A 14,119-nucleotide genomic window follows, 5' to 3' on the forward strand; every position below is an offset into this window, starting at 1 on the left:
TTTCCCTTTCCTGAAATTGGAGGATAATATCAATGGATGAATTAAAAGAAAAAGCAGTTTTAGTCGGTGTTCAGCTTCAAAAAGATCTTCATTTCGTTTATGGAATGGAAGAGTTGCATAATTTAGCAGAAGCTTGCAACGTAGAAGTGGTAGGAGAAGTTACACAAAATTTAGATCGAATCAATCCTTCACGCTATGTTGGTAGTGGGAAATTAGAAGAAATTAAAGCATTCTATGAAGAAGCGGATGCCAATGTAGTTATATTCAATGACGAATTATCGCCTTCACAAATTCGAAATCTGGAAGAAGACTTAGAATGTAAAGTGATTGATCGGACTATGTTAATTTTAGATATATTTTCACGACGTGCAAAAACACGTGAAGCACAAGTACAGGTAGAATTGGCACAACTTCAATACATGTTGCCTCGTCTAGTTGGACTGAGGGCTTCGCTCGGACGACAAGGTGGCGGCAGTAGTGGCGGAGTTGCTAACCGTGGAGCCGGTGAGACGAAGTTGGAACTGGATCGTCGAAAAATTGAAGACCAAATATCAAAGCTGCATAAAGAGTTAGAGCATATTAAAGAACAACGCGTTACGCAACGCAAACAACGTACGAAAAAAGGAACACCGGTTGTCTCACTAGTGGGTTATACCAATGCTGGAAAATCAACAGTAATGAATGAGTTGTTAGCAAAAACAGGTCAAAATGAAGAAAAACAAGTATTCGAAAAAGACATGCTTTTTGCTACATTGGAAACATCGGTTCGACAAATTCGTTTAGAAGACAATAAAAGCTTCTTGCTGACAGATACAGTTGGTTTTGTCAGCAAGTTGCCTCACCATCTTGTTAAGGCTTTCCGTTCAACGCTAGAAGAAGCACGAAACGCGGATCTTCTGTTGCATGTCGTCGATGTTTCTAATGAAGAACATCGCTATATGATGGAAGTAACAAATGAGACTTTGCATGCTGTTGGTGTGGAAAATGTACCTACGCTTTATGTGTACAATAAATCAGATTTAGCGGGAGTGCCTTATCCGGTACTCAATGGAGACGGTATATGGATTTCGGCAAAAGAAGACAAAGGACTTGATGAATTGCTGGAAATTATCAAAAAGCAAATTTTTGAAGACTATGTTATATGTCGAATGATGGTGCCATTTGATCGCGGAGACATTGTTGCATACTTAAACGACAATGCCAATATTCAAAAAACAGAATACGAAGAAGAAGGTACTTTGTTAAAAGTGGAACTGAGTCGTGCTGATTATGACCGCTATCAAGAATTTATTATTGGAAGTTAAAAAAAGGCAGATCTCAAATTTGAGATCTGCCTTTTTTGCATAATATTTAGGTTTATTGTTGAAACTGAATGCGATGGAGATTTGCGAAAATACCGTCAGCTTTAAGTAGTTCGCTGTATCCGCCTTGTTCAGCGATTCCATCTTCTGTTACAACAATTACGCGATCTGCATCTCGAATAGTTGCGAGACGGTGAGCGATAATCAGTGTTGTTCGGTTTTCTGCTAGTTCATTTAAAGCTTCTTGAATAACGCGCTCTGTTTGTGTATCGAGTGCAGAAGTAGCTTCATCCAAAATGAGAATAGGTGGATTTTTCAGGAACATCCGAGCAATGGCTAGACGTTGCTTTTGCCCTCCTGATAATTTCAATCCGCGTTCTCCAATTTGTGTCTCGTAGCCTTGCGGTAATTTTTGAACAAAGTCTTCTAAATGCGCTTTTTTTGCAGCGATTAAAATTTCTTCTTCACTGGCATGACGTTTGCCGTAAGCAATGTTTTCGCGAATAGTTCCTGTGAATAAGAAAACGTCTTGCTGGACAATGCCGATTTGTGAACGCAACGAATGTTTAGTCATATCGCGAATGTCAATGCCGTCAATTGAAATAACTCCTTGTTGAATATCATAAAATCGTGGGATTAATGAACAAATCGTTGTTTTTCCCGCTCCAGAAGGACCAACAAACGCAATGGTTTCTCCCGCATGCAAGTTTAAGTCAATGCCTGATAAGACCGATTTATGATCGTCATAGCCAAAATAGACATCGTCGAATCGAATATTTCCAGTTAAGTTTTCGACAGCTACAGCGTCTTTCCGGTCATTGATGTCGGGTGCTTGTTCAATTAAATCGCGGAAACGGCTAAAGCCAGCCATGCCTTTCGGATAAAGTTCTAACAATGCGCTAATTTTATCAATGGGTTTAATCAAAACGTTCAAGAACAAGACAAAACTGACAAGTTCTCCGTATGATAATTCGCCTTGGAAATTGAGCCATGCCCCGTAAACCAGTACGACTAGAGTTAATAGACGAGTCATCATATAAATACTGGAATGTGTTGCTGCCATAACTTTGTAAGCAACCATTTTGGCTAGACGAAAGCGGTCGTTATCAGTTTTAAAGCGCTCGATTTCAAACTCTTCATTTGTAAAAGACTGAACGACACGCGCTCCTGAAACACTATCTTCTACACGTCCATTAACATCTGCAATTTTCCCGTACATGCTGCCCCAAGCTTGGTTCATTTTGATATTGCAAAACGTGATAAGCCAGACTAGGAAAGGAATCACGATAAGTGTAACTAGTGCTAGTTTTGGGTTGATCCAAAACATAATACCGAATGCTCCGAAAAAGGTCATGATGGCAATAAAAAAATCTTCAGGTCCATGATGGGCAAGTTCACCAATATCAAACAAATCATTGGTGACACGGCTCATAATATGACCGGTTTTGGTATTGTCAAAAAAGCGAAAAGATTGTCGCTGAACATGAGTGAATAGCTCTTCTCTCATATCTGTTTCGATATTGATTCCTAATTTGTGACCGAGATAGCTGACGACATACTGCAAGAATGTGCTCAACAAAAAAATCGCAAGCAGCAAGAAGCTAACTGTGGTGATGGTTCCCCAATTACCACTCGGCAGCAAGTCATCGATAAACCACTGAACAGCAACTGGAAATGCGAGTTCTAAAATAGCAACAAAAACAGCGCTGGAAAAATCAATGATAAATAGCCGCTTATGTGGTTTATAATATGTGAAAAATTGTTTTAATCTCAAAAAATCCCGCCTCTTTTTTTCTCATAATGAAAAGTATAGTCGAAGTCGAAGAAATAAACGACTGGAAATTGAATAAACAAGAAATATGAAACTATTTTTAGGTTAATTCGTAAGTAAAGAGAGATGCAATTTAACTGAGTTTCTCAGTAAATCGAAAAGAAGCTTATAACAAGTTGAAGGAGGAAGATTATTTTGAAAAAATGGATTTTATTTATGAGTACTGCTACGTTAGCTATCGGCCTTTCTGCTTGCAGTGAAACGGCAGAGCCGGCATCTGGAGATAAAGAGACAAAAGGAGAAGATAGTAAGCTAACTGTTCAAGAAGTATATACGAAGTCAGTAAAAGCATCTGAAGACATTACGAGTGTGCATGCAGACATTGTAACGGATCAAACAATGGCAATGGAAGGCGATGGCATGGAAATGGAGATGACAGTAGATTCCTCTATGGATATGACCATTGATCCGATAGCATTCCATCAAAAAGCAGAAACCTCCATTGTGTCAGAAGATATCGATAACGCAAGTCCGATGAATATGGAAATGTATTTTACAGATCAAGGCATGTATATGTACGAAGAAACGATGGCGACTTGGCTGAAAATGCCCGATGAAAGCATTGGCGATTTAAAAGCGCTTGCTGATCAGCAAACAGCCGATCCTTCTCAACAGCTTGAAGAACTAGCGGAGTTTAAAGATGATTTTACATTTAAACAAACAGAAGAAGCTTACATTTTGACGTTGGAGGCATCGGGTGAAAAATTCAAAAAATTGATGGATCAGCAACTTGATAAAACATTAGGGCAAATGGAGCTTGAAGCAGAAATGATACTCGAGGACATGACAATACATTCTGTAAACTACGTGATTACTATTGATAAAGAAACTTTCTTAACGACAAGTATGGATATGAAGATGGACATGGATATGAATATTGAAGATGAAATGATGAACATCAAATCCGATATGCAAGCTGACTATAGCAACTTCAATGAAATTGAAGCCATTACTATACCAGCTGAAGTATTAGAGCAAGCGCAGGAAATTACGGGTTAATCTAGTAAATTAATAGTTATTGATCTACTAAGTAAAAGTACGGTCTGACAACTAGATTTTTTTATAAGAGCAAAAGAGCATGCGTAAATGGCATGCTCTTTTTATGTTTATCCCAATGACAACTTTTTGACAATCCAATATCATTATCATGTAAATGAAAATTGTTCTCAATTAACTATTGACTCGTTTTCCCAACATGCTATACTGAAACACGTAAGCCAGTGATAATGATTATCACTAACGAATAATCAATAATCAATAATCATTTATTGAAGACAGATGAGGGACAGTCGTGAAGAAGCGTTACTTAATACCAACATTAATCATACTGTCAATCATTTCCTTGTTTGTCGGAGTAAGCAGTATCAGTATAGCTGATTTGCTTGATTTTCAATCGGAAGAGACACAGATATTCTTGATCAGCCGGCTGCCAAGGCTGGTCGCGATTTTGCTAGCAGGTGCAGGGATGAGCATGGCAGGGCTCATCATGCAGCAGCTGAGCCGCAATAAGTTTGTGTCTCCGACAACGGCAGGTACATTAGACGCCACTCGGCTTGGGATTTTAGTATCGATGTTATTATTCGCAAACGCTTCGATGCTAGAAAAAATGACAGTGGCTTTTGCTTTTGCGCTTGCCGGTACCTTTCTTTTCATGCAAATACTAAACCGCATCAAATTTAAAGATGCGATATTCATTCCTTTAGTCGGTTTGATGTTCGGAAACATCTTGTCATCTATTACAACGTTTTTCGCTTATCGAGCAGATGTAATACAGAATATGTCTGCTTGGTTACAAGGTGACTTTTCGATGGTGATGAAAGGAAGTTATGAACTTCTCTACATCAGCGTTCCGGTTTTTATCATCGCTTATTTGTACGCTAACCGCTTTACAGTGGCAGGTATGGGTGAGGACTTCTCCAAAAATTTGGGGATGAAATACCGGAGTGTTGTCAACATCGGATTGACACTCGTAGCTTTGATTACAGCGACAGTTGTTTTAACGGTAGGGGTTATCCCATTCCTTGGGTTGATCATTCCAAACATCGTATCCATTTTCAAAGGAGATCATCTTCAAAAAACATTGCCACATACGGCAATGCTTGGCGCTATTTTCTTGCTAGTGTGCGATATCTTGGGAAGGGTCTTGATTTACCCGTACGAGATTTCCATTAGCTTGATGGTCGGCGTGATTGGAAGTTTTGTTTTCCTCTTCTTGTTGTTTAGGAGGAAAGCTTATGCGTGATTTACATAAAATGCTCATAGTAATCGGTCTAGCTTTCGTAGTTTGCGGCGTGTACTTGTTTCAAGACTTGAACGGTAGTTTTGACTATGCATTGCCGCGGCGTGGTATAAAAGTGTTTGCCATGGTATTGACTGGAGTCGCCATTGCGTATGCAACGGTCGTTTTTCAAACCATTACCCATAACCGGATATTGACGCCGAGTATTATGGGGTTAGATTCACTATACATGCTGCTTCAAACAGTATTGGTCTTTTTTCTTGGCTCGAGTCACTTCACCATTATCAACAAGCAAGTAAATTTTATGTTGTCGATTGCTGTAATGGTTATCTTCGCTTTGTTATTCTACCGCTTGCTCTTTAAAAAAAATGATCGGCCAATTTACTTTCTTTTGCTGGTCGGTATCATTTGTGGAACGTTTTTTGGAAGTATTACCACGTTTCTGCAAGTATTGATCGATCCTAATGAATTTTCGATTATTCAAGACCGTATGTTTGCGAGTTTCAATAATGTCAATTCAGATTTGGTATGGATGTCTTTAGTCATTATTACAGTCTTAATCGCTTTTGCTTGGAAACAAAATGCAGCTCTCGATGTATTGACATTAGGACGTGATACCGCGATTAACTTAGGTGTTAATTACGATGCATTAGTTAAACAAATGTTAGTTTTATCGGCTGTTTTAATCGCGATTGCTACGGCACTTGTCGGACCGATTACTTTTTTTGGATTGATTGTCGCGAATTTGTCTTATCAATTTTTTACTTCCTACAAACACTCTGTGTTGTTAACGGGGTCTATTGTTACCAGTGTAGTCGCCTTAGTGGGTGGTCAATGGGTAGTGGAGCGAATTTTTACTTTTAATACGACCTTAAGTGTAATTATTAATTTCATCGGTGGAATTTACTTTATCCATCTACTATTAAAGGAGAGTCGGTCTAAATGATCCAAGTTCGCGAATTGACAAAGTTGTACGGAAAAAAAGCAGTGGTGGAGAATGTTACTGTTGATATTCAACGGGGTCAAATCACGTCCTTTATCGGACCAAACGGCGCTGGGAAATCTACCTTGCTGTCGATGGTCAGTCGTCTTTTGGATGCCGACACCGGAGAAGTGTTGATTGATTCAACGAGTACAAAAAAGTTGAAATCCAATGAATTCTCAAAACGTGTATCAATCTTAAAACAGTCTAACTTTATGAATGTCCGTTTGACGATTCGTGAGCTTGTTTCTTTTGGTCGCTTTCCTTATTCAAAAGGTCGTCTCAATGATGAAGATGAGAAAATGGTTGATCAAGCGATTGATTACATGAATTTAAAAGAAATGGAAAATTCCTACCTCGATGAACTATCCGGAGGACAACGTCAGCGTGCATTTATTGCTATGGTTATTGCACAAGACACCGATTATATTTTACTAGATGAACCATTAAATAACCTAGACATGAAACATTCTGTTCAAATCATGAAGATTTTGCGTCGCTTAGTTGATGATCTTGGCAAAACAGTGGTCATTGTTCTTCATGATATTAACTTTGCTTCGGTTTATTCTGATCGAATTGTAGCCTTGAAAAACGGCCGCGTTGTGAAAGACGGAACAACAGAAGAAATTATTCAAAGTGCCGCATTAAAAGAAATATACGATATGGATATTCCCATTCAGCAGATGAACGATTGCCGAATTTGTGTGTATTTCAATTCTTAAAAAAAGAGGAGCTCGAAACGATATGAAAAAATGGTTATTGGTAGCATTCACATTAATGATAATCGCAGTACTTGCGGCTTGTGGATCAACAGAAGAAAAGACAGAATCCGGTACAGCAAATACAGATGCAGAAAAAACAGAAGAAATGACAGTGACGCATGAACTCGGTGAAACAACATTCAATAAAAATCCTGAAAAAGTAGTCGTATTTGACTTTGGTGTTCTTGATTCACTAGACAAATTGGGTGTCGAAGCGGTTAAAGGTGTACCACAAGGCAATGTTCCCGCGTACCTTGAAAAATACGCAGACGCTGAAAAATATGAAAACGTAGGAACTTTAAAAGAAGCAGATTTTGAAGCAATCAACGCCATGGAGCCAGACTTAATCATTATTTCTGGACGTCAAGCGGACATGTACGATGAGTTTTCTGAAATTGCACCAACAATTCATATGGCTGTAGATACAGAAGATTATATGGGGTCATTTAAAGAAAACATGACAACTCTTGGAGAAATTTTTGGCAAAGAAGATCAAATCACTGAAGAACTTGCAGCGATTGATACACAAATTGAAAAAGCGAAAGAAACAGTAAGTGGTTCAGAAGAAACAGCGTTAATCGTTCTTGCTAATGAAGGCAAAGTAAGTGCATATGGTGCAGCTTCACGCTTTGGACTTATTCATGATGTTTTCGGAGTAAATCAAGCAGATGAAGGCATCGAAGCGTCAACTCACGGACAAAGTATTTCATACGAATATGTGTTAGAAACAAATCCAGATATAATGTTCGTGGTCGATCGCAATGCAGTTGTTGGAAATGGTACGAATGCAGCAGATTCTCTTGAAAATGAATTGGTTCAAAAAACGAATGCTTATAAAAACGATAAAATTATCTACTTAGATCCAGATTACTGGTACCTATCAGGTGGCGGATTGCAGTCTGTCACTCAAATGGTAACAGATGTACAGTCTGCATTTGAATAAAGAGTTGATAAAAAGGTATTCCTGAATAGTCGGGAATACCTTTTTTAGTTTGTTTGGATGTTAATCTTCTTGCTTTTCGATTTTGACAATTTCCGTTACACTTAAATCAATGATTGTCTAAATCTCTAAATAGAAAGAAATCAGCAATTTTTAAGATTTTTTAATAGGCACTTACTTCAGTAAAGAACGTTTGGTGATGATCCTAATCGTTTTTATATCGACGAAAATGTATAGAGGTGAACTTGCATGTATAAAATTTCTGAAGAACTAGCAGAGCTAGGAAAGCGAAGAATCGAGGGATACCCCGTTGAGGGCTTTGTATGGGGAAGTGGTCCTAAAAACCCAGCCATTATGTTAGTGGGAGAAGCACCTGGAGAAAATGAGTTAGAAACAGGCATTCCTTTTACAGGCCGAGCAGGAAAGGAATTGATGGCTTCCTTAGAAAGTGTAGGATTGGCGCGTGAAGATGTTTATATAACGAGCGCTGTTCGCAGTAGACCTTACAAATGGGGAACCAAAAAAAAGCGCAATGGTGAAATAATTGAGCGAAAGTATAACCGAGCGCCAACTAAAAAGGAAATTATCGCGCATGCGCTAATTTTAGATACAGAAATTCGAGACATTCATCCGCCGTTAATTGTTACTTTAGGAAATATCGGTTTACAAAGATTGATTGGTCCAAAAGCAAAAGTTACTGAACTTCATGGTGTGTTAATAGAGTCGCCAATTCAGTATTGGGATGATGAAGAAAGTTGCTTTAAAGAAACAGCTGATGTGTATCATATTTTCCCTACTTTTCATCCAGCCAGTGTTTTTTATAATCCAGCGGTTCGTGAGCTGAAAGACGAAGACTGGCGAAGATTAAAAGAGCTTTTGGGAAAAGTGAAATAATGGTTGTTATGTTATTTACAAAGACAAGGCATATTTATAAATGACGCTTTTTTAGTTGTATTTGGTTTTCTTTTTTTGCTGGGCTAGCAAATATAGCTATTGGCTCGGCGTTAATTGCTTCATCATGAAACCAAACGCCTCCCTTTCTCGTAGTAAAGAGAAAGGGAGGCGTTTTTAATGGATAGCAAACGCATTGAACAAACTTTCTCAGAAGTTTCAAAAGCAGCAGGATGGGCAGTAGATAAGCGGATTTCATTAGCTGTCACTAATATATATGTAGCAAGCGGACAAAGTTTTAATGCTACAACGCATAAAGAAGCGGTCGAAACTATTCAAAAAAAAGAGGGATGGACGTCACCGTTGCGCTCTCACTTACTTCATGTTGCGGCTGCTTTTATGGTGGTAAAAAAAGAAGATGTAGAAAGTTCGTTGAAATTGGTTAATCAGAACCAACAAGCACTCAACGATTCAGGATTTTGGAAAACATCGTATACGTATTTAGCTGCATTACTGATGAAAAATCCTGAAGAAGCCGAGCAGGCGAGAACATTATATGAAGAAATGAAAAAATACCATAAGTTCTTAACCTCAAATGAAGATATTCCATACGCCGCATTGTTAGGAAGTAGAGAAGGATTACTTGAAAAACGTGCAGCTACAATGAATATGTATTACCGTGACTTGCACGAGCAAGGATTCACAATGGGCAATAACCTTCAATGGTTATCTCAAATTATGACTTTTGAATCTGCTGACTATAATCCAGAAATGGTTGGAAAAGTTTTGGCAATTCAGCAGTTTTTCAAAGATGAAAACATTAAGATTGCCTATACGCAGTACCCAACTGTCGGTTTTTTAGCTGTAACGGGGGTAGGCGGTAACGTGCTGAGTGAAATTGTGTCAAATACACGTGAACTCGAAAATCATAAAATATTTCGTTGGTATAAAGATATGGCATTTTCAACGGCAGTTCAACTGACGATGGCTGATCATATAGAAGATCAAGATGTTGCTAATGTGACTTTCTCAACATCGCTAGAAACATTAATGCAAGCCCAACAAGCAGCAATGATGGTTAGCATCAATGCCGCGATTATATCAACAACCAGTACTTAATCCAGCTAATTGAAGACTTATAAACACGTTAATGAAACTTAGTTGTTTGAAAAAACTGACTTTTATTTACAGCTTGTCATCAATCTTTTGTCGGCGTATAGTTGTGTAAAGACAATACCATACATGTGTAAAGACAAGGGGAATGATGATGTCAACTTTAGCTGAAAAAAACCCGAAATCGATATCAAGAAATAAATTACTAGGAGTGGCCGGTCTTGGTTGGCTTTTTGATGCAATGGACGTTGGTATTTTAGCGTTCGTTATTGCGGCATTGCATGAAGATTGGGGTTTAACATCTAGTCAAATGGGATGGATCGGTAGCGTCAACTCAATTGGAATGGCAGTTGGTGCATTCGTGTTTGGGATCTATGCGGACCGTGTGGGACGAAAGAAAATATTTATTATTACGCTATTGTTGTTTTCAATTGCTAGCGGCATTTCTGCTTTTACAACAACACTCGCAGCATTTATGATTTTACGGTTTTTTGTAGGAATGGGATTAGGTGGTGAGCTACCGGTAGCTTCTACTCTAGTATCAGAAAGTGTACCAGCAAAAGAGCGTGGTCGTGTTATTGTTTTACTCGAAAGTTTTTGGGCAGCAGGCTGGCTAGTGGCAGCAGTTATCTCTTATTTTATTATTCCATCTTTCGGATGGCGCGTAGCGCTTTTGCTAACTGCGTTGCCAGCATTTTATGCCTTGTATTTACGTATCAATCTACCGGATTCACCACAGTTTTCTGCAAAAAAAGATGTGTTGCGATCAATTTCAACAAACATTAAAGACGTTTGGTCAAAGAAATACAGACGTTCGACTTTAATGCTATGGATTGTCTGGTTTACAGTAGTATTTTCATATTATGGCATGTTCTTGTGGCTTCCAAGTGTGATGGTATTAAAAGGGTTCACGTTGATCAAAAGCTTCCAATACGTATTGGTTATGACCTTGGCTCAATTGCCAGGCTACTTTTCAGCTGCATGGCTTATCGAACGGGCAGGGCGGAAATTTGTGTTGGTCACTTACTTAATTGGAACAGCAATTAGTGCGTTGGCTTTTGGTAATGCAGATACCATCACTTTATTAATTGTTTCGGGTGCTTTCTTGTCGTTCTTTAACTTGGGTGCTTGGGGAGCTTTGTATGCTTATTCCCCAGAGCAATACCCGACAGTTATTCGTGGTACAGGTACAGGAATGGCGGCTGCATTTGGCCGTATCGGTGGAGTTCTTGGGCCGCTTCTAGTCGGCACACTGCTAACAGCTGGTACAGGTCTCAATGTAATCTTCGGGATTTTCTGTGCTTCCATTCTTATTGGAGCGATGGCTGTAGCATTTCTCGGCAAAGAAACAAAACAATTAGAGTTAGAATAATGCTATAAACTAAAAACGTAATCGATATCATGTCGGTTACGTTTTTAATAAGGAAATAACAGCTGTTAGAAGGAGATTTTCTACAATATAGCCAATACTACATAGATGAACAGTAAATTAATGCGGAAATGGACGTGGAGAAATGGAATTGATTATCTACTCAGACTCAGCTGTCTTTTCAGCTGAAGTATCACCGTTTCTATATCAAAATGAAGATGTTAATAGTTTATTTTTAGGCATTCTTAAACAAATCCAAACCGGACATTATAAAAATTACTTATTGGCTCTAGTAAAAGAAGGAGAAGAAATAATTGCAGCTTGTTTACTGACGCCTCCGCATGCTTTACAGTTAGTGGTTTTTCAGGATGTTCCTGGTAGTGAAAAAGAGATTGCCCGACATTTGCAAAATCTCGGTATTCAAGTGAGTGGCATAGTTGGAGAGCGAAAAGTGTGTCGTCTTTTTGCAAAAGCCTGGATCGATAAGTCAGGAGAAAAGATAGACGTATTGATGGATCAAGGCTTATATCGAATTGATGCAGTCAATAAAATGTGACAAAAAGTATAGGAACTTGGAGAGTTGCTAGTAAAAAAGATGCCGACACTTTAGTGGAATGGTACCGGGATTTTGAAGTGGAAACAGGAATCGATCGATGTTCTACGCAAGCACAGGCTACACAACAGATTATGAAGTTTTTAGACAACAAAGAAGTGTATGTATGGGAAGTTGACGGAGCAGTCGTTTCCTGTATGAAGAAATCTCGTCCGTCGAAAAACGGCATCACAGTGTCTTTCGTTTTTACGCCAAAAGCACAGCGTGGAAAAGGGTATGCGCGGACTTTAGTTGCTGAAATTACAAATGAACTATTAGTAGAATACGATTTCGTTATGCTATATACAGATCTTGATAACAAGACATCTAATAAAATTTACAGAACAATTGGCTACGAGCAAATTGCAAATCCGGTTCATCTTGTTTTCAAAAAGCAATAGTATTCTGCAGTAGCTTTTTAGGAGTGAAAAAAGAGAGTTAAGGGTATACAAAAAATAGACTCTAAAGAGCAAGGGAGCGAATACGATGATCCGATTTGAACATGTCACAAAGCGCTTTCAAGATGGAACAGAAGCATTAAAGGACGTTTCACTCGTTTTGCCCACAAGTGAGTTAACGGCTATTATCGGTCCGAGTGGTTGCGGTAAAACGACGCTAATGAAGATGATCAATAAATTAGAAAAGCCTACTACAGGAAGCATTTATATTGATGAGAAGCCTATAAATGATTTGGATGAAGTTCAGTTGAGGCGCTCGATTGGCTATGTCATTCAACGAATTGGCTTATTTCCTCATATGACCATTTCAGACAACGTAGCATTAGTACCAAAATTGTTAGAATGGTCAAAACCCAAAAAAGAAGAACGCGTACGTGAATTACTCGAATTAGTCGGTTTAGATCCGGCAGTCTACATGGAGCGCTATCCTCTTGAGCTAAGTGGTGGTCAGCAACAACGCGTTGGGGTAGTCCGAGCACTTGCTGGAGATCCTAATATTGTTTTGATGGATGAGCCGTTTTCAGCACTCGATCCTATTAGTCGAGAACAACTTCAAGATGAACTCCGAAACCTTCAACAAACTATCAACAAAACCATTGTTTTTGTAACACACGACATGGATGAAGCGTTAAAAATTGCTGATACCATTATTGTCATGCGTGCTGGGCAAGTTGAACAAATTGGAACACCGCAGCAACTGATCGATAATCCTGCTAACGAATTTGTTCGCAGTTTTATTGGTGTAGAGCGTATCAATCAAAAACGGACATTTGGAGAAAGAAGATTAGTGGAGTTTTTGGACCTTTTTACAGACAACTGGACAGGTGACTTCGAAGAAATTTCTGCTGATACTACGATTGAACATGCTTTTTTGCAGTTAGATAAAAGCGACCAAGACTATTTAGCAATTGTTAAAGAAGACCGGATTGTAGCATATGCGAATGATCGAGACTTATTGAAAGCGGCTCTAGCTAAAGTAACGGAGGTAACGGTATGAGAAATTTCTTAAATACCCTTGTGAGCCGTCAAGACATGATTATTAGTGCTCTTCTAGAACATATGTATTTATCGTTCGTAGCGGTCGCAATCGGGATTGCCATTGCTTTGCCGTTAGGGATTCTCATTACACGCTATCGGCGCTATGCCGAATCGATTATTGGGGTAACAGCTGTATTTCAAACGATACCTAGTCTGGCTTTATTTGGATTTTTGGTTCCTATTCTTGGCATTGGTTCACCTACTGCATTAATTGCACTCATCATCTATGCATTGCTTCCAATTTTGCGGAATACGTATACAGGAATCGCAGGTGTAGACGATTCTACTATCGAAGCAGGTCGAGGTATGGGGATGACACGAACGCAAATTCTTCGCCAAATTGAATTGCCTTTGGCATTGCCGTTTATTATGGCTGGAATACGTACTGCTACAGTTTTGACTGTCGGTATTGCAACGCTTGCGACATTCGTTGGAGCGGGTGGTTTAGGTGATATTATTTATAGAGGGTTGCAATCGTATAACAACTCACTCGTATTGGCAGGAGCACTGCCAGTTGCTTTACTGGCAATTGGTTTTGATCAGATTTTAAAATGGATTGAAAAGAGAGCGACACCAAAAGGCTTGAAAACATAAGGGGGAAGTT

At 38.9% G+C, this 14,119-nt stretch carries 14 protein-coding genes; 13 read left to right on the forward strand and 1 reads right to left on the reverse strand.

The genetic code is table 11. The features are described 5' to 3' along the window. Positions 1-32 precede the first annotated feature (32 nt). Positions 33-1,304: a GTPase HflX gene (gene hflX / locus I858_RS02220; RefSeq protein ID WP_049693961.1), complete on the forward strand. Its 1,272-nt coding sequence runs from the start codon at positions 33-35 to the stop codon at positions 1,302-1,304. A 52-nt stretch (positions 1,305-1,356) separates the two neighbouring features. Here the strand turns inward: hflX and I858_RS02225 are convergent, their stop codons facing one another. Then, on the reverse strand, positions 1,357-3,075 hold the full coding sequence (locus I858_RS02225) for an ABC transporter ATP-binding protein (protein WP_049693960.1): 1,719 nt from the start codon (positions 3,073-3,075) through the stop codon (positions 1,357-1,359). A gap of 192 nt (positions 3,076-3,267) precedes the next feature. On the opposite strand from I858_RS02225, the gene I858_RS02230 reads away from it, so the two are divergent. From I858_RS02230 to I858_RS02280, 12 genes are all read left to right on the forward strand, one after another. Beyond that, complete coding sequence (locus I858_RS02230) at positions 3,268-4,131, forward strand: DUF6612 family protein (RefSeq protein ID WP_049693959.1); 864 nt, start codon at positions 3,268-3,270, stop codon at positions 4,129-4,131. Positions 4,132-4,423: 292 nt separating this feature from the next. Continuing rightward, positions 4,424-5,374, forward strand: coding sequence for an ABC transporter permease (locus tag I858_RS02235; RefSeq protein ID WP_049693958.1), 951 nt, complete (start codon positions 4,424-4,426; stop codon positions 5,372-5,374). Further along, positions 5,367-6,317 (forward strand): iron chelate uptake ABC transporter family permease subunit, encoded by a 951-nt coding sequence (locus tag I858_RS02240; RefSeq protein WP_049693957.1) that lies wholly within the window; start codon positions 5,367-5,369, stop codon positions 6,315-6,317. The genes I858_RS02235 and I858_RS02240 overlap by 8 nt, the downstream gene beginning before the upstream one ends. Continuing rightward, positions 6,314-7,075: an iron ABC transporter ATP-binding protein gene (locus I858_RS02245; RefSeq protein ID WP_049693956.1), complete on the forward strand. Its 762-nt coding sequence runs from the start codon at positions 6,314-6,316 to the stop codon at positions 7,073-7,075. Before I858_RS02240 ends, I858_RS02245 begins: the two co-directional genes overlap by 4 nt. Positions 7,076-7,097: 22 nt before the next feature. Next, on the forward strand, positions 7,098-8,057 hold the full coding sequence (locus tag I858_RS02250; RefSeq protein ID WP_049693955.1) for a siderophore ABC transporter substrate-binding protein: 960 nt from the start codon (positions 7,098-7,100) through the stop codon (positions 8,055-8,057). A gap of 246 nt (positions 8,058-8,303) precedes the next feature. Continuing rightward, entirely contained in the window at positions 8,304-8,948 is a 645-nt protein-coding gene (locus I858_RS02255) for a uracil-DNA glycosylase (protein WP_049693954.1), read from the forward strand. Between the two features lie 177 nt (positions 8,949-9,125). Next, a complete protein-coding gene (locus I858_RS02260) occupies positions 9,126-10,064 on the forward strand; it encodes a DUF4003 family protein (protein ID WP_071645340.1) in 939 nt (312 codons plus the stop codon). 148 nt (positions 10,065-10,212) lie between these two features. After that, the gene (locus tag I858_RS02265; RefSeq protein WP_049693953.1) at positions 10,213-11,430 is read left to right on the forward strand and encodes an MFS transporter; all 1,218 of its coding nucleotides are present in this window, start codon (positions 10,213-10,215) and stop codon (positions 11,428-11,430) included. A 142-nt stretch (positions 11,431-11,572) separates the two neighbouring features. Continuing rightward, positions 11,573-11,983, forward strand: a complete 411-nt coding sequence (locus I858_RS17310; RefSeq protein WP_239457208.1) for a hypothetical protein — start codon at positions 11,573-11,575, stop codon at positions 11,981-11,983. Next, complete coding sequence (locus tag I858_RS17315) at positions 11,980-12,420, forward strand: GNAT family N-acetyltransferase (protein ID WP_239457209.1); 441 nt, start codon at positions 11,980-11,982, stop codon at positions 12,418-12,420. The genes I858_RS17310 and I858_RS17315 overlap by 4 nt, the downstream gene beginning before the upstream one ends. 85 nt (positions 12,421-12,505) lie before the next feature. Further along, positions 12,506-13,474, forward strand: a complete 969-nt coding sequence (locus I858_RS02275; RefSeq protein WP_049693952.1) for an ABC transporter ATP-binding protein — start codon at positions 12,506-12,508, stop codon at positions 13,472-13,474. Then, positions 13,471-14,109, forward strand: a complete 639-nt coding sequence (locus I858_RS02280; RefSeq protein ID WP_049693951.1) for an ABC transporter permease — start codon at positions 13,471-13,473, stop codon at positions 14,107-14,109. The genes I858_RS02275 and I858_RS02280 overlap by 4 nt, the downstream gene beginning before the upstream one ends. Positions 14,110-14,119: the final 10 nt, after the last annotated feature.

Source organism: Planococcus versutus, from assembly GCF_001186155.3.
Classification (GTDB): Bacteria; Bacillota; Bacilli; order Bacillales_A; family Planococcaceae; genus Planococcus; species Planococcus versutus.